The organism is Mesobacillus maritimus (assembly GCF_019749255.1).
GTDB lineage: Bacteria > Bacillota > Bacilli > Bacillales > Cytobacillaceae > Mesobacillus_B > Mesobacillus_B maritimus_A.
On record NZ_JACWFH010000035.1, the window covers coordinates 32969 to 50296 of the forward strand.

Annotated in this window: 15 protein-coding genes; all 15 read left to right on the plus strand. The window is 39.8% G+C overall.

Going from position 1 to position 17328, the window contains the following annotated elements; genetic code table 11:
• The first annotated feature begins 37 nt into the window (after positions 1-37).
• The gene (locus H0185_RS21130; RefSeq protein WP_221875482.1) at positions 38-1156 is read left to right on the plus strand and encodes a BMP family lipoprotein; all 1119 of its coding nucleotides are present in this window, start codon (positions 38-40) and stop codon (positions 1154-1156) included.
• Between the two features lie 194 nt (positions 1157-1350).
• Positions 1351-2886, plus strand: coding sequence for an ABC transporter ATP-binding protein (locus tag H0185_RS21135; protein WP_221875483.1), 1536 nt, complete (start codon positions 1351-1353; stop codon positions 2884-2886).
• Positions 2879-3925, plus strand: coding sequence for an ABC transporter permease (locus tag H0185_RS21140; protein ID WP_221875484.1), 1047 nt, complete (start codon positions 2879-2881; stop codon positions 3923-3925). Before H0185_RS21135 ends, H0185_RS21140 begins: the two co-directional genes overlap by 8 nt.
• Positions 3926-4885, plus strand: coding sequence for an ABC transporter permease (locus tag H0185_RS21145; RefSeq protein ID WP_221875485.1), 960 nt, complete (start codon positions 3926-3928; stop codon positions 4883-4885).
• A 131-nt stretch (positions 4886-5016) separates the two neighbouring features.
• Positions 5017-6120, plus strand: a complete 1104-nt coding sequence (locus H0185_RS21150) for a GGDEF domain-containing protein (protein ID WP_221875486.1) — start codon at positions 5017-5019, stop codon at positions 6118-6120.
• 232 nt (positions 6121-6352) lie between these two features.
• Positions 6353-7630, plus strand: a complete 1278-nt coding sequence (yfmF, locus tag H0185_RS21155; RefSeq protein WP_221875487.1) for an EF-P 5-aminopentanol modification-associated protein YfmF — start codon at positions 6353-6355, stop codon at positions 7628-7630.
• On the plus strand, positions 7630-8916 hold the full coding sequence (yfmH, locus tag H0185_RS21160) for an EF-P 5-aminopentanol modification-associated protein YfmH (protein WP_221875488.1): 1287 nt from the start codon (positions 7630-7632) through the stop codon (positions 8914-8916). Before yfmF ends, yfmH begins: the two co-directional genes overlap by 1 nt.
• Before the next feature lie 56 nt (positions 8917-8972).
• On the plus strand, positions 8973-9695 hold the full coding sequence (gene ymfI / locus H0185_RS21165; protein ID WP_221875489.1) for an elongation factor P 5-aminopentanone reductase: 723 nt from the start codon (positions 8973-8975) through the stop codon (positions 9693-9695).
• Between the two features lie 81 nt (positions 9696-9776).
• Entirely contained in the window at positions 9777-10028 is a 252-nt protein-coding gene (locus tag H0185_RS21170; RefSeq protein ID WP_221875490.1) for a DUF3243 domain-containing protein, read from the plus strand.
• Between the two features lie 264 nt (positions 10029-10292).
• A complete protein-coding gene (locus H0185_RS21175) occupies positions 10293-11084 on the plus strand; it encodes a DUF3388 domain-containing protein (RefSeq protein ID WP_221875491.1) in 792 nt (263 codons plus the stop codon).
• Positions 11085-11104: 20 nt separating this feature from the next.
• Complete coding sequence (locus H0185_RS21180; protein WP_221875492.1) at positions 11105-12001, plus strand: helix-turn-helix domain-containing protein; 897 nt, start codon at positions 11105-11107, stop codon at positions 11999-12001.
• 105 nt (positions 12002-12106) lie between these two features.
• Positions 12107-12685 (plus strand): CDP-diacylglycerol--glycerol-3-phosphate 3-phosphatidyltransferase, encoded by a 579-nt coding sequence (pgsA, locus tag H0185_RS21185; RefSeq protein WP_221875493.1) that lies wholly within the window; start codon positions 12107-12109, stop codon positions 12683-12685.
• A 66-nt stretch (positions 12686-12751) separates the two neighbouring features.
• A complete protein-coding gene (locus H0185_RS21190) occupies positions 12752-13990 on the plus strand; it encodes a competence/damage-inducible protein A (protein ID WP_221875494.1) in 1239 nt (412 codons plus the stop codon).
• 354 nt (positions 13991-14344) lie between these two features.
• Positions 14345-15385, plus strand: a complete 1041-nt coding sequence (gene recA / locus H0185_RS21195; protein ID WP_221875495.1) for a recombinase RecA — start codon at positions 14345-14347, stop codon at positions 15383-15385.
• A 274-nt stretch (positions 15386-15659) separates the two neighbouring features.
• Positions 15660-17225: a ribonuclease Y gene (rny, locus tag H0185_RS21200; RefSeq protein WP_343223190.1), complete on the plus strand. Its 1566-nt coding sequence runs from the start codon at positions 15660-15662 to the stop codon at positions 17223-17225.
• The last annotated feature ends 103 nt before the right edge of the window (positions 17226-17328 follow it).

Genomic DNA, 17328 nt, shown 5'->3' on the forward strand with positions numbered 1-17328 from the left:
TCTACTAAATCTAACAAAATCCTTAGGGGGTACTGACGTGAAAAAACGTAAATTTGGTTTAACAATGTCGTTTTTATTAGCTGCCGGAACGATTCTTGGCGCTTGTGGTGGCGGCGATACTGATGAAGCCGAAAAAGAAGGTACAACTGGCGACTCTGGTAATAAAACCGAAGAAACTTTTAAAGTTGCAATGGTTACAGATGTCGGTGGAATTGATGACAAATCTTTCAACCAATCTGCATGGAAAGGGATTAAAGAGTTTGGTGAAGAAAACGACCTTACTGAAGGCGATGGATACACTTACCTACAATCTCAATCAGATGCTGATTATACAACGAATCTTAATTCTTTAGCTCGTAAAAATTACAACCTTATCTTTGGTGTAGGGTTCATGATGCAAGAATCTGTTAATGAAATTGCGGCTCAACAAAAAGATTTCAACTTTTCAATTATTGATGGTGTTGTTGAACAACCGAACGTAGCGAGCATTCTTTTTAAAGAGCAAGAAGCTTCATTCCTTGCAGGAATCGCAGCAGGTTTAACAACTGAAACAAACAAAGTTGGCTTTATCGGAGGGGTTACTGGTGCGGTAATCGAACGCTTCGAAGCTGGTTTTATTGCAGGGGTTAAAGCAGTTAACCCTGAAGCAGAAGTAGAGGTTCAATATGCAGAAGCATTTGATAAGGCAGAAATGGGACAGTCTATTGCTTCTAAAATGTATTCTTCGAATGTAGACGTTATTATCCATGCTGCTGGTGGTACTGGTAATGGTCTATTTAAAGAAGCACGTGACCTTAAGCAAAAAGATCCTTCAAGAAAGATTTGGGCAATTGGTGTTGACTCCGACCAAACTGCTGAAGGTGTAGTTGAAATTGACGGTAAAGAACAAAATGTTATCATTACTTCTGCATTAAAGCGTGTAGACGTAGCAGTTAAAGATATTTCAGCAAAAGCAAAAGAAGGAAACTTCCCTGGTGGCGAAACTTCTGTTTATACTCTAGCTGATGATGGTGTTGGTTTAGCACCAATTAACGATGCAGTAGAAGCAAAAGCAGATATTGAAGCAAAAGTTGCTGAGTACACTGAAAAAATTAAGAGTGGCGACCTTGTTATCCCTGGTACGCTGAAAGAACTTGAAACATTCTCTGCAGAATAATAAACCATCCTGGCGCCTTGTTATCAAGGCGCTAGGGTTAAAATTTAGATGCAGTAATAAAATTCTAACTGAAGGTCAGAATGGTTTCTGCCTTTCATTTAAAGTTTTATTGGGGAAGCCCCTTTTTTAAAAAAAGTAGTAAAGTCTGACATCTTACTACTAGGGATTTTCTACCATGATGGGGAGTGAAACGTGTGGAATATGTTATTGAAATGCTCAATATTCGCAAAGAATTTTCGGGCTTCGTTGCTAACGACAATATAACATTACAGTTGAAAAAAGGCGAGATCCATGCGCTATTAGGGGAGAATGGTGCGGGGAAGTCAACCCTTATGAATGTCCTCTTCGGCTTATACCAGCCAGAAAAAGGAGAAATTAAGGTAAAAGGCGAAACCGTGAAAATCACCGACCCGAATGTCGCAAATGATCTAGGAATCGGAATGGTTCATCAACATTTTATGCTGGTGGATACATTTACTGTTACGGAAAACATCATTCTTGGGAAAGAGACCACCAAAGGTGGGGTTATCGACATCAAGACAGCAGAAGATGAGGTACGTAAAATTTCTGAAAGATACGGACTTGCCGTAGACCCACAGGCAAAGATTTCCAATATTTCAGTTGGAATGCAGCAACGGGTAGAAATTCTGAAAACGCTTTATCGTGGGGCGGATATTTTAATTTTTGACGAGCCAACTGCTGTTCTAACTCCTCAAGAAATAAAAGAGCTTATTCAGATTTTTAAAACGCTAATAAAAGAAGGTAAATCGATTATTCTGATTACACATAAGTTAAAGGAAATTATGGAGGTTTGTGATCGAGTAACAGTTATCCGAAAAGGAAAAGGGATCGGGACTGTGAATGTAAATGAAACCAATCCTACTGATTTAGCGAGTCTGATGGTTGGCCGTGATGTAGAATTTAAAACGGAGAAAATAGACGCAACACCTGGTGTTGAGGTGTTAGAAATAGAAAATTTGAAAGTGAAAGACTCTCGTGGAGTCCAAGCAATTAAAGGACTGAATTTATCACTTCGTGCGGGCGAAATTCTCGGAATTGCTGGCGTTGATGGAAATGGTCAAACAGAGTTAATTGAGGCAATCACTGGTTTACGTAAGGCTGAAAGTGGTTCGGTGAAAATTAATAGGAAGAATGTTCTCAACCTACCACCAAGGAAGGTAACGGAAACGGGTCTAGGCCATATTCCCCAAGATCGTCATAAGCATGGACTCGTATTAAACTATACGATTGGCGAAAATATGGTTCTACAAACCTATTATCAGAAACCTTTTTCAAAATCTGGAGTAATGAATTTTAAAAAAATCTATGACAAAGCAAGAAATCTAATTTCCGAGTTTGATGTGCGTACGCCAAGTGAATACACACTTGCTAGAGCATTATCAGGTGGTAACCAACAAAAAGCAATAATTGGTCGTGAAATTGACAGGAATCCTGATATTCTAATTGCAGCGCAACCAACACGTGGGTTAGATGTTGGAGCGATCGAGTTTATTCATAAACGATTAATTGAACAGCGTGACCAGGGGAAAGCTGTCCTGCTTGTTTCGTTTGAATTAGACGAAATCATGAATGTAAGTGACCGGATTGCCGTTATTTACGAAGGGGAGATTGTTGCAATTGTTGATCCTAAGGAAACAACGGAGCAGGAACTAGGCTTACTAATGGCTGGGTCGAAGAAGAAGGAAGCAGGTGAAGATGCAAATGTCTAGCCGAATGAAAAATATATTAACCCCCATCATTGCTGTTTTGCTAGGGGTATTAGTTGGAACAATTATTATGATTGCCAGTGGCTATAATGCTATAACTGCTTATCAAGCACTATGGAACGGTGCCTTTGGTGATATTTATTTTATTGGTGAGGTTATTCGCCAAACTATTCCTTATATTCTTGCTGGGCTAGCGGTTGCGTTCGCCTTTAAAACTGGTTTATTCAATATTGGAGTTGAAGGACAACTACTCATGGGTTGGGTGGCAGCTATTTGGGTTGGTGTTAGCTTTGATCTTCCCAAAATCATTCACTTGCCGTTAGCAGTATTAGCAGCTGGGGTGGCAGGTGCACTTTGGGCCTTTATCCCGGGTTATTTAAAAGCAAGATTCCGTGTTCACGAAGTAATTGTTACGATTATGCTTAACCATACGGCACTGTACATTACGAATCAAATTATTCGTTCGGTACTATCGGATGGGAAAGAACGAACTGACATGATCGCAGACTCTGCTTCTCTACGGTCAGTGTTTTTAGAAGGCATTACAGATTATTCTCGTATGCACTGGGGAATCACAATTGCGATTATCTGTGCAATCATTATGTGGTTTATCCTTGAAAAAACAACAACTGGATTCGAATTACGAGCAGTTGGATTCAATGAACATGCTTCACAGTATGCAGGAATGAATGTTAAACGAAATATTATTTTATCTATGGTCATTTCAGGTATTTTTGCTGGACTGGCTGGTGCTATGGAAGGTTTAGGAACATTCGGATACATGGCAGTTAAGGGTGGCTTTACAGGCGTTGGTTTTGATGGAATCGCCGTTGCACTTCTTGGAGGAAATACAGCCATCGGGGTTGTCCTCGCTGCATTATTATTTGGTGGTTTGAAGGTTGGTGCCTTAAACATGCCGCTTGAAGCTGGGGTACCAAATGAACTGGTTGATATTATCATTGCACTTATTATTATATTTGTAGCATCAAGCTATATTATCCGTTGGTTTATTGACCGCGTGAGCAAAAAGGGGGTGAAATAAGTGGGCATCATGGATATCTTACAAATTGTGATTCCTTCTACTCTTTTATGGGCAGCTCCACTTATTCTCACTGCATTAGGTGGTATTTTCTCGGAACGTTCTGGTGTCGTTAACATCGGTTTAGAGGGGTTAATGGTCATTGGGGCTTTTACCGGAATTGTGTTTAACCTTGAAACAGTTTCAGTATTAGGAAGCTGGACCCCATGGGTTGCGCTTTTAGTAGCTGCGCTTGTCGGTGCGATTTTTTCCCTTATTCATGCTGTAGCTTCAATCAGCTTTAGAGCAGACCATACAGTATCAGGGGTGGCAATCAACCTATTAGCTGTTGGTGTTACTTTATTCCTAGTGAAATTAATCTATGATAAGGGTCAAACAGATATTATCCAGAAAGGTTTCAGTAAAATTGATGTTCCTTTCCTAAGTGATATTCCGATTATTGGACCAATTTTCTTTTCTAACACCTATTGGACATCTTATGTGGCAATTATCATTGCCATCATTGCTTGGTTTGTCGTATTCAAAACACCATTTGGGTTACGCCTTCGTTCCACAGGTGAGCATCCAATGGCGGCAGACACGATGGGGATTAATGTAACGAAAATGCGCTATATTGGGGTAATCATTTCTGGTGCACTTGGTGGATTAGGTGGAGCTGTTTATGCTCAATCGATTTCTTCTGACTTTAGCCACGCGACGATAAGTGGACAAGGATTTATGGCGCTTGCAGCCATGATCTTTGGAAAGTGGCATCCACTAGGGGCAATGGGCGCAGCAATCTTCTTTGGATTTGCTCAAAGTTTAAGTATTATCGGAAACAGCTTGCCGTTCCTAGAGAATGTACCAAGTCTTGTTCTTCTTATTGCACCTTATATCTTAACAATCTTAGCATTAACAGGCTTTATTGGACGTGCCGATGCACCAAAAGCATCAGGTACTCACTATATTAAGGGCAGTAGATAAAATCTTTCTCACCGCTCCCGGACAACTATGTCCGGGAGTTTTGTTTTTCTTCCATATTTTTTCAGCAGGAAAGCGTTTGCCTATGGTAAAATAAATATAATAGAAAATAACAATGACAAGAGGTCATGAAAATGAAGTTTTCTTTATACATGGATGATTCAGAAACGGAAAAGCTTTTTTCCTATCTTAGGTGGATTTTTGCGATCATTGCCTTCATCATGTTTTACTTTCCTCCTTTATCTGAACGTCTCCAATATAATAGTGCAAGTTTTCCATTACTATTTGGCTTATCAATCGCTTATATTTCCATAGCACAGTTTGCTTTGACTCGATTTTCAAAACAAGATAAATATTTTTCTATTCTGACACAGGGTGGCATCCTTTTTGACTTTATAGCTTTCTTTTGGCTTTTAGCACTCACAGGAGAAGTCCTAAGCCCAATCTTTCCTATTGCTTTTTTAATTATCATGCATGCGACCATCTATTGGAGAACCAAAGGAGCGGTTTTTTCGTCCATTGGTGTCACGATTGGGTATTCAGCTATGTTTCTATTCGGAGAAACATGGACCTTTGATATGATTTTTGTTTTTACCATTAATAGCATTTTTGTATGGATAATTGGATTACTAGGTTCAATGATTGTGCTTAGAGAACGTTTCCATATGAAGCAAAAAGAATTATTCAAGGAACTCATGATTACCGATTATTTGACAGGATTATTCAATCACCGTTCTTTTCAAGAACAGATTCGGTTGTTAAAGTCGGATTCAAAGTCATTTACGTTAATCATAGGAGATATTGATTATTTTAAATATGTGAATGACACCTATGGACATATGGCAGGGGACTTGGTTCTAAAGGAAATTGGGAATGTCTTCAGTGAATTGGCCGATAAATACCAAGGGATGGCCTTTCGCTATGGAGGGGAGGAGTTTGCTTTCTTACTTCCGGATTCCTCAAACTCGCATATAGAGGCTTTTATGTCCGACCTATACGATAAATTACGAGACAAGAGCTTCACCGAGGATAGGATTAAAGTTACCATGAGTTTTGGTGTTGCAACAAGTAGCCAATTTGCATCAATTGATCAGATGGTCGTCTATGCAGACCAGCTTTTATACAAAGCAAAAGCTTCTGGACGGAACCAAGCCACTATCTATACTGGTGAATCGACAATCAGTTTTCAACAACATTCAAGCGTGATGAATAAGGAAACTATAACTAGTGTGACTTGATGCTTCCCCTAATAGGGGGAGCATCTTTCTGTATTTCTCTGAAGGCAGGAAGTCCCATTACTTGTAAAATTAGAAAATAGGAAGGTATAGTAAGAATAGGGAAGTGGCAATAGGAAAAGATAAAAATATAACCTACATGTGGTATACATAAGATGTAATAGGGATGGTAAAGAATGTTCTAGGAAACAAGAGAAAGATGATGTATGCCTGGAAACAAAAAGGAGGACCCCTCATGGGAGTGATTTCGGAAACGATAAAGGAAATGCAAGGCTATAAGCTTCACGTCGTACAGACTGAAAAATTCAAAACCAATACAATTGTGTGGAAAATGAAAGCACCTTTGACCAAAGATCAAGTGACACAGCGTGCTCTTCTTCCTCATGTATTGCAAGCTAGTACAGCTGGGTTCCCGACAACGGCCAAGTTACGATCTTATTTAGATGACCTCTATGGTGCAAATATGTTTGTGGATGTTTCGAAAAAAGGCGAATATCAAGTGATCTCTCTGTCAATTGAAGTAGCAAATGAAAAGTTCCTTAGTGATTCTACACCACTTTTAGCGAAGGCAATGGAATTATTGTCCGAGATGATACGAAATCCACTTGCAGACAATGGTTCATTTGACAGCGAAACAGTTGATAAAGAAAAGCGCACATTAAAGCAACGCATTCAATCAGTTTATGATGACAAGATGAGGTATTCAAGCTTTAGGCTTATCCAAGAAATGTGTGCTGGAGAACCCTATGCCCTCCCAGTTAACGGAGAATTAGAAGCTGTGGATAAAATTACTGCCACTTCCCTTTATGAGTATTACCAAAAGGCATTTGCTGAAGATGAATTAGACCTTTATGTCATTGGGGATGTATCTCCTGAACAGGTAGCAACCACTGCCTCTACCTTATTTCAATTTGCAGAACGCACTCCAAAAGAAAGCAATTCCCTTAATGGTGCAAATCGAGAAGAGAAGACCATTAAAGAAAAACAAGATGTAAAACAAGGTAAATTGAATATAGGTTATCGCACAAATATAAAGTACGGAGATCGTGATTATTATGCCCTCCAATTGTTCAATGGGATTTATGGTGGCTTTTCTCATTCAAAGCTTTTCCTAAATGTGCGGGAAAAAAATAGTCTAGCTTATTACGTAGCTAGCCGGCTTGAGAGTCATAAAGGCTTGATGATGGTGATGTCAGGGGTCGAATTTGAAAATTTCGACCTTGCTGTAAAGATTATTAAAGAACAGATGGAAGCCATGAAGTCAGGTGATTTCACAGAGGAAGAAATCGACCAAACGAAGGCAGTAATTGAAAATCAACTGCTTGAAACCCTTGATACAGCTAGGGGTATGGTTGAACTCTTGTACCATAATGTAGTTTCCAAAGTGGAAGTTTCCCTTGATGATTGGTTAAAAGGTATGCAAGAAACGACCAAGGATGAAGTCGTCGCCGTTGCGAACAAGGTAAACCTTGATACCATTTACTTTTTAACTGGAATGGAGGCGGCGGAATAATGGAGAAAATTGAATTTGAACAGTTAAAGGAAGAACTATATTACGAGAAGCTAGAGAATGGGCTGGATGTTTATATCCTCCCGAAAAAAGGGTTTAATAAAACGTACGCTACTTTTACGACTAAATATGGGTCAATCGATAATCATTTTAAGCCATTTGGAAAAGATGAATTTACAAAAGTACCAGATGGGATTGCCCATTTCTTGGAACATAAGCTTTTTGAGAAAGAAGACGGTGACGTGTTTCAGCAATTCAGTCGTCAGGGTGCTTCTGCAAATGCGTTTACTTCATTTACAAGAACTGCTTACCTGTTTTCAAGTACTTCCCACGTCGAGAAAAATCTTGAAACATTGATGGATTTCGTCCAGGAGCCTTATTTTACAGAAAAGACAGTTGAAAAAGAGAAAGGAATTATTGGTCAGGAAATTACGATGTATGATGATAATCCTGATTGGCGCTTATATTATGGTGTGATTGAGAATATGTTCCAAAAACATCCAGTTAAAATTGATATTGCCGGAACGAAAGAATCCATCTCACATATTACCAAGGATATGCTTTATGAGTGCTATAACACTTTTTATCATCCAAGTAATATGTTGCTCTTTGTTGTCGGTGCAGTGGAACCAACCCAAATCATGAAGCAAATTAAGGAAAATCAGGCAAAGAAAGACTATAGTGCTCAACCTGAAATAGAAAGAATCTTTGAATCAGAAATCGAGGAAGTAGCACAGAAAAAGCAAGTGTTGAAAATGAATGTGCAAACGCCTAAATGTATCGTTGGAATAAAGGCGCCTTCTTCTACGCTACAGGGACAGGAAATGTTGAAAAAAGAACTGTCGATTAACATCATGCTCGACATTTTATTTGGAAAAAGCTCGGTTGGATATACGGAGCTGTATAATGAAGGACTCATAGATGACTCCTTTTCCTATGATTTCAGCCAAGAACTGGGCTTTGGTTTTGCAATGGCTGGGGGCGATACAAATGACCCTGAAAAGCTGGAAAACAGAATTACTTCCATCTTAATGGATGCGAAGACTGGATCAATTTTTAATAATGAAAACTTAGTCAGGGCAAGAAAGAAAAAAATTGGCGCATTTTTACGTGCCATTAATTCACCTGAGTACATTGCAAACCAATTCACACGCTATGCATTTAATGATATGGACTTATTTGAAGTTGTGCCGGTGCTAGAGGGCATTACTGTTGAGGACATAAAGGCTGCAGCCTCTGACCTTATTGATGAAAAACGTTTTACCGTATGCCAAGTGGTACCAAAATAAAGAACGAAAGGGGAGCGCCGGCTGGTAAGTCGGTGCTCCTTCGTTAGGAGAAAAAGATGAAAAAGTTTATTTTAATTACGGGGGCTAGTGGGGCAATTGGTCAAGCAGTCGCCTTTAAACTTGCGGAAAAGGGATACTCCTTATACTTACACTACAATCAAAATCGTGAAGGGATTGAAAAATTAATACATAATTTAGAAGCTTTTGAGGGAGAATATATTCCAATTATGGCGGACTTATCCTTACCAAATGGGTATAAGCAGCTAGCATCTCAGATATTCTCTTTAGATGGAATCATCCATAATGCTGGTCAGGCCTTATATGGACTTCTACAAGATTTAACAGAGGATGACTTGGCGAAACTGCTACATGTCTCGGTTACAACCCCACTGCTATTAACAAAGGCTTTACTTCCTAAACTAATCATGAAAAGAGAAGGAGCTATTATCGTGATTTCCTCAATCTGGGGACAGACAGGAGCCTCATTTGAGGTCGCTTACTCAACCGTTAAAGGAGCTCAAATTTCTTTCACAAAGGCATTAAGCAAAGAACTAGCTCCTTCAGGCATTAGGGTTAATGCAGTTGCTCCAGGAGCAGTTGAGACACCAATGCTTTCGGGTTTTTCTCCTGATGAGCTTTCTGCTGTTAAAGAGGAAATTCCGTTATCCAGATTGGCTACACCCAGAGATATCGCCAATGGAGTTGGCTTTTTGCTTTCTGATGATTCCAGTTATATTACAGGTCATGTGCTAGCAATAAATGGAGGATGGTATATGTAAAAATCCTTCTTTAGGTTGATGAATATTTTGAAGGCTTCTAAAGCAAAATATCCATGAACACTTTAAAAGGAGGTTCAAAATATGTCTGTATTAGATAACTGGGGACAATGGAAAGATTTTTTAGGTAGCCGTTTGGATCAAGCACAAAGCGAAGGCATGAGCAATAATGTAATCTCCGATGTAGCGTACCAAGTGGGGGATTATCTAGCGAAAAATGTTGATCCGAAAAACGAGCAAGAGCGTGTACTTGCTGATTTGTGGTCTGTTGCAGATGAAAAAGAGCAGCATGCAATTGCAAATCTAATGGTGAAGCTTGTTCAAAATAACGGCTAACTTACGTTTTAGCAAGTAGAGAGGGGCTTAGGCCTCTCTTTTTATATTTAAACTAAGCCCAATAGTTAATGATATTCCCCACATTAAGACAAACATGGTTTAATCATTATCATTCACTCCTTTTTCTTTCATCTTCGTTCAAAATCATTTATTATAGAAGCTAGAAGTTACTTGTCAAATCTGTTTCTAAAAATTGAAGTGAGGCATTTCCGTCTTTATTATAGATGAAATACGAAAACCTATATGAACGTTTGGAGGGTTTTGATGGAGAAGAAAGAATGGTACCTAGAATATGAAATTACAATTAACCGTCCTGGTTTGCTAGGAGACATCTCTTCTTTACTCGGGATGCTTGCCATCAATATCGTAACGATTAATGGAATTGATCAAGGAAGACGTGGTCTTTTAATTTTAGCTAAAAATGATGAACAAATCGTGAGACTCGAGTCAATTTTAAATACAATGGACACTATAAGAGTAATCAAGCTACGGGAACCGAAACTCCGTGACCGGATGGCTGTACGTCATGGGCGTTACATAGAAAGAGATGCAGATGATAAAAAAACTTTTCGTTTTGTTCGTAGTGAGCTTGGACTCCTCGTGGATTTTATGGCAGAATTGTTTAAGCAAGAAGGCCATAAACTCATTGGCATCAGAGGGATGCCGCGGGTAGGGAAAACAGAATCAGTGGTTGCAGCGAGCGTATGTGCAAACAAACGATGGTTATTTGTATCTTCTACGCTTCTTAAGCAAACAATTCGGAATCAGTTAATTGAGGATGAATACAATGCGGACAACCTTTTTATTCTTGATGGAATTGTTTCAACTAGACGAGCGAATGAACGACATTGGCAGCTTGTCAGGGAAATTATGCGCATGCCGGCAGTTAAGGTAGTGGAGCACCCTGATATATTTGTTCAAAATACGGAATACTCATTGAACGACTTTGATTATATTATCGAGCTTCGTAACAATCAGGACGAAGAAATAACATATGATATGGTTCAACAAAACCATTTGTTCACTGATTCAGATTTCGGAGGATTCGATTTTTAAATGTATTGGAAGGTGTTATCGTGACAGAATTAGGAGAACGCTTGAGACAAGAAAGAGAAGCAAAAGGTCTGGGTCTAAATGAGCTACAAGATATAACTAAGATTCAAAAACGCTACCTTGTTGGCATCGAGGAAGGCAATTACGCAATGATGCCAGGAAAGTTCTATGTTCGAGCTTTCATTAAGCAATACGCTGAAGCTTTAGGCTTAGATCCCGACGAGATTTTTGAGCAATATAAAGAGGATATTCCGAGTACATATAATGATGATTTACCAGAGCAGCTTTCTCGTGTTCAATCACGGAAAAGCATGTCGCCAAGTTCATCAAAGGTTTTAGACTTACTACCAAAAATATTAATCGGCGTATTTGTAATTGGGGCGATTGTGCTTGTTTGGTACTGGATGGTCCAAAGTGCTGGAGATGACAAGAAAGACTTAGAAGGTGAAGGAAATAACCCGGTAAACATTGAGGAACCAAAAGTGGTTGACGAGAACACCGATGACGCTGCGGGAGAAAGTGAGGGCGAAAACTCTGACGCAACTCCTGATGAGACAGAGGATGAAGTAGAAGAGCCAGTAGAGGAACCTGCGCAAGAACTTGCTTTTACTGAGAACAACGGAAGTTCTACTGTCTATGAATTAAAAAATACCGACGCGTTTGAACTAAAGGTTGTTTCAACAGGATCTACATGGGTAAGTGTTAAAAATAGTGCGGGGAAGTCTTTCTTTGAGAAAACCCTGCAGAAGGAAGATAGTGAGACACTTGACTTTACAAATGAAACAGAAGCCGTTATTCGCGTTGGCAATGTACCAGCTACAGAGATTTACATTAATGGTGAAAAGCTAGAATACTCCTTTACCGAGAGTGAGCTTACGAGACCACAGAACATTACAATTCGTTATACGAAAAGCGAATAATAGTCATCGCAAGGTGGCTATTTTTTCCTTTGATTAAATAAAAAAATATATAAAATTACTGGCGTTACTAGTCAGGTTTTTATTTTGTTTGTGGAGGCAAAACCAATGAATATACCTAATAAAATCACCATATCACGTATTTTCCTTATTCCCATCTTTCTAGTGGTGATGCTTGCTCCTTTTGATTGGGGGGAAGTTTCCTTCCTAGGAACAGTGATGCCGATTACCCATCTGATTGGAGCATTAATCTTCATCTTTGCATCGGCAACGGATTGGGTGGATGGGTACTATGCCCGTAAATACAATCTTGTCACAAATCTCGGGAAATTTTTGGATCCGCTTGCGGATAAATTGCTTATTGCGTCTGCCCTAATTGTGTTAGTAGAACTTCAACTTGCTCCTTCTTGGATTGTCATTATCATCATCTTTAGAGAATTTGCAGTTACGGGCTTACGGGCGATTTTAGCGGAAGGTGGAGAAGTAGTTGCTGCCAATATGCTAGGGAAAATTAAGACATGGACTCAGATTGTAGCGATATCTGCCCTTTTGCTACATAACATCATCTTTGAAATGATATCACTCCCTTTCGATGATATCGCACTATGGGTTGCAATGATTTTTACCATTTGGTCTGGTTTGGACTATTTTATTAAAAATAAAGCAGTGTTTCTTAATTCGAAATAATTTGAAGTGAAGGGACCAGGCTCTTAGAGATTAAAAATGAATTCACAAATAGGACGGAGGAAATATATGAACGCTGAAATCATTGCGGTCGGTTCAGAGCTGTTGCTTGGCCAAATTAACAACACAAATGCTCGGTTTCTATCCGCGCAGTTGGCTAGTATTGGTGTGAATGTGTATTTCCATACTGTAGTGGGCGATAATCCTGGTAGACTTGAAAAAGTGTTAGAGGTGGCCAAAGGCCGCTCTGACTTAATTATCCTAACAGGTGGTCTCGGACCAACAAAGGATGATCTCACGAAGGAAACGATTGCTCGTCAACTAAGTGTTGATCTTGCGATTGATGAAGTGGCGATGAAATCAATTGAAGGCTACTTTAATAAAACAAACCGAGTGATGACTGAGAATAACCGAAAACAAGCTCTCGTCCTTAAAGGAGCGGAAGTGTTGCAAAATGACCATGGAATGGCCCCAGGAATGCTATTTACCAAGGGAGATCAGCATTATATGCTATTGCCTGGACCGCCGAGTGAAATGGAACCAATGTTTACGAAATATGGAATACCAGCGATCACAATGAAGATGAGCGAACAAGCAAAGATTGTTTCAAGAGTCTTGCGTTTCTTTGGGATTGGGGAAGCAGCTCTCGAAACAAAACTGGAGGATCTCATTGAGAGTCAAAGCAATCCAACCATTGCTCCGCTCGCTTCAGAGTCGGAAGTAACCATTCGATTGACAGCAAGTCATGCCTCTGAAGAAACGGCGGCAAAGCTTATTGATGAGCTAGAAGCAAAGATATTGGCTCGTGTTGGGGATTATTTTTATGGGTATGATGATACCTCCTTAATAAATGAAGTTTTTAAACTTTTAAAGACAAAAGGTTTAACCATTGCTGCGGCTGAGAGCCTTACCGGTGGATTATTCCAGGAACAGCTCACGAGTTTGGCAGGTGCAAGCAGTGTATTAAAAGGGGGCGTCGTTTGTTATACAAATGAGGCTAAAATTGATATCGTAAAGGTCCGGAAAGAAACCATTTCCGGAGAGGGTGCAGTTAGTGCTGCTTGTGCGGAAGAACTAGCACAAAATGTTTCTAAGCTCCTGGGAGCCGATATCGGAATTAGTTTTACGGGAGTTGCTGGTCCCGATGAGCTTGAGGGCCACCCTGCTGGGACTGTTTTTGTGGGCATCCACATAAAAGGAAAACCAACGTTTAGTAAAATGCTGCAGCTTGCAGGCACTCGGGAAATCAACCGGGTGAGAGCGGTCAAACATGGTTGTCGACTGCTGATTAATAGTTTAAAAGAGTAGGCTGTGAAGCTAAGGGGGTCCTCGTTCTAGTAATAAGAACGAGGACTCTTTATTAGACTTTTTGTTAGACTCTTTGTTAGATAAACTCTGTTCCCTGAGAAACTTTTTATACCAACGAAATGGAGAAAAATGCATTTTTAGCATCCGATTTGTACGGTGCGAGAGTGAAAATGCGTTCAAAATCATTTTTTTAGCGAAACTTACCAGTCAAAAATAACGAATGGATGTTCGTTTTTTTGCTCGACAAACAGCTAAAAAAAAGGTATAGTATGAGTAGTAATTAATAGTAGTTTTGAATTAAGAAATGGACGTTTCTTTTATGTACTAGAACGTTTTGTAAAGGGAGGAAATTGAGTGAGTGACCGTCAAGCTGCCTTAGATATGGCATTAAAACAAATAGAAAAGCAATTTGGTAAAGGCTCAGTTATGAAGCTAGGAGAACAGTCAGATCGTAGAGTATCTACTAGTCCGAGTGGTTCGATTACATTGGATGTAGCCCTAGGAATAGGTGGGTATCCACGGGGACGTGTAATTGAAATTTATGGACCAGAAAGTTCTGGTAAAACAACTGTATCTCTTCATGCAATTGCAGAAGTACAAGCTGCAGGTGGTCAGGCTGCATTTATTGATGCCGAGCATGCGCTAGATCCTGTTTACGCTCAAAAATTAGGTGTTAATATTGATGAGTTATTGCTTTCCCAGCCAGATACTGGGGAACAAGCACTAGAAATTGCTGAGGCACTTGTACGAAGCGGTGCGGTTGATATCATTGTTATTGACTCTGTTGCTGCTCTAGTTCCAAAAGCTGAAATCGAAGGAGAAATGGGAGACTCTCATATGGGACTTCAAGCAAGGATGATGTCCCAGGCTCTTCGTAAGCTGTCAGGTGCTATTAATAAATCCAATACAATTGCAATTTTCATTAACCAGATTCGTGAAAAGATTGGGGTTATGTTTGGAAACCCTGAGACAACTCCAGGGGGACGTGCGCTTAAATTCTATTCTAGTGTTCGTCTTGAAGTACGTCGTGCTGAATCCCTAAAGCAAGGCAACGATATCGTAGGGAATAAAACAAAAATTAAAGTAGTTAAAAACAAGGTTGCTCCTCCTTTCAAGGTAGCGGAAGTGGATATTATGTACGGAGAGGGAATCTCTAGAGAAGGAGAAATCCTTGATATCGGTTCTGAACTTGATATCGTTCAAAAGAGTGGATCTTGGTATTCCTATAATAATGAACGTGTAGGTCAGGGACGAGAGAATGCGAAACTGTTCTTGAAGGAAAATCCGTCTGTTCGTCTTGAAATTCAACAAAAAATTCGTGATCACTATGGTCTTGATGGAGAGAAGCCTCTAGTTGAATCCGATGAAGATCAGGAAGAATTAGAGCTTTCATAATTTCTAAATGAGGAAAAAGCAAAGCTGATCTGGCTTTGCTTTTTCTTGCATATCGAAAATTTGTTTAAAATTGGTAGGAAACTATAACACCAAGACTGACAACCCCTTGACAATAAAAATGGGAAAACATACAATTAAACATGTATATTTTTACTTTTCCTAGTAATAAAACGTTTAAAAGCCTTTGTGCTGTATGTTGAATTTTAAATAAAACAATATACATGCCGACACTTTAAAAAACGTAACAAAAAAGTTCATAGCAAGAGGAGGTGAAATGATGGAATTTATATTACCAATCATCTCCATTTTGCTTGGCCTAATCGTCGGTGCAGTTGTTGGCTATTTTTATCGAAAATCCGTTGCAGAGGCAAAAATAGCAGGAGCCAGGAATGCGGCAGAACAGATTCTTGAAGATGCGAAGCGGGATGCGGAAGCATTAAAGAAGGAAGCCCTGCTTGAAGCAAAGGATGACATTCATAAGCTACGCACAGAAGCAGAACGTGAAGTGCGCGAGCGACGAAATGAACTGCAAAAACAAGAAAATCGTTTACTGCAAAAGGAGGAGAATCTTGACCGGAAGGACGAATCGTTAAATAAACGGGAAATTCTTTTGGAGAAGAAAGATGACTCTCTGACCCAAAGACAACAGCATATTGAACAGATGCAAAGCAAAGTGGACGAGATGGTGCGTGTGCAACAAGCCGAGTTGGAACGTATCTCGAGCTTAACGCGTGATGAGGCAAAATCCATCATTTTAGAACGTACTGAGCAGGAGTTAGCTCATGACACTGCAGTCATGATTAAAGAAAGCGAAAACAGAGCGAAGGAAGAGTCCGACAAGAAGGCGAAGGAATTATTATCCCTAGCCATTCAGCGTTGCGCTGCTGACCATGTTGCTGAAACAACGGTTTCCGTTGTGAATCTTCCGAATGATGAAATGAAAGGTCGTATCATTGGGCGTGAAGGACGGAATATCCGTACATTAGAAACGCTGACAGGAATCGATTTAATTATTGATGATACGCCAGAAGCAGTCATTCTTTCCGGGTTTGATCCGATTCGTCGAGAAACGGCACGATTAGCTCTCGATAAACTTGTTCAAGATGGAAGAATTCACCCTGCAAGAATTGAGGAAATGGTCGAAAAAGCGCGTCGTGAAGTCGATGAACATATTCGTGAAGTCGGTGAACAGACGACGTTTGAAGTGGGTGTACATGGTCTTCACCCAGATTTAATAAAAATACTTGGACGATTAAAGTATCGTACAAGCTATGGTCAAAATGTTCTCAAACACTCTATGGAGGTTGCACAGCTTTCAGGGTTGCTTGCAGCTGAATTAGGGGAGGATGAGATTCTAGCACGTCGTGCAGGGCTTCTGCATGATATCGGAAAGGCAATTGACCATGAAGTAGAAGGAAGCCATGTGGAAATAGGTGTTGAACTGGCGACAAAGTATAAAGAACACCGTGTCGTGATTAACAGTATCGCTTCTCACCATGGTGATTCAGAGCCAACTTCTGTTATTGCTGTTCTAGTTGCTGCTGCTGATGCCTTGTCAGCTGCAAGACCTGGTGCACGTAGTGAAGCGCTAGAAAACTATATTCGTCGTTTGGAACGATTAGAAGAAATCTCAGAATCCTTTGAGGGTGTTGAGAAATCATTCGCTATCCAGGCTGGCCGTGAGATTCGGATCATGGTTAAACCTGATTTAATTGATGACCTTCAAGCTCATCGCCTAGCTCGTGACATCAGGAAGAACATCGAGGAAGAACTTGATTATCCTGGCCATATAAAGGTTACGGTCATTCGAGAAACAAGGGCGGTTGAATACGCTAAATAAAGCGGTGCATATGCACCGCTTTTTATATTGTATAGATAAAAACAATAAATATGGGGAATATCATGAGTGTGCTACAATTGTACTAGATAAAAAAATTATGTTA

What these genes read in the sequence shown, in the direction of transcription:
- H0185_RS21140 (WP_221875484.1), top strand. Translation starts at nt 2,879, where the DNA reads ATGTCTAGCCGAATGAAAAATATATTAACCCCCATCATTGCTGTTTTG.
- H0185_RS21150 (WP_221875486.1), top strand. Translation starts at nt 5,017, where the DNA reads ATGAAGTTTTCTTTATACATGGATGATTCAGAAACGGAAAAGCTTTTT.
- yfmF (WP_221875487.1), top strand. Translation starts at nt 6,353, where the DNA reads ATGGGAGTGATTTCGGAAACGATAAAGGAAATGCAAGGCTATAAGCTT.
- yfmH (WP_221875488.1), top strand. Translation starts at nt 7,630, where the DNA reads ATGGAGAAAATTGAATTTGAACAGTTAAAGGAAGAACTATATTACGAG.
- ymfI (WP_221875489.1), top strand. Translation starts at nt 8,973, where the DNA reads ATGAAAAAGTTTATTTTAATTACGGGGGCTAGTGGGGCAATTGGTCAA.
- H0185_RS21170 (WP_221875490.1), top strand. Translation starts at nt 9,777, where the DNA reads ATGTCTGTATTAGATAACTGGGGACAATGGAAAGATTTTTTAGGTAGC.
- H0185_RS21175 (WP_221875491.1), top strand. Translation starts at nt 10,293, where the DNA reads ATGGAGAAGAAAGAATGGTACCTAGAATATGAAATTACAATTAACCGT.
- pgsA (WP_221875493.1), top strand. Translation starts at nt 12,107, where the DNA reads ATGAATATACCTAATAAAATCACCATATCACGTATTTTCCTTATTCCC.
- H0185_RS21190 (WP_221875494.1), top strand. Translation starts at nt 12,752, where the DNA reads ATGAACGCTGAAATCATTGCGGTCGGTTCAGAGCTGTTGCTTGGCCAA.
- rny (WP_343223190.1), top strand. Translation starts at nt 15,660, where the DNA reads ATGATGGAATTTATATTACCAATCATCTCCATTTTGCTTGGCCTAATC.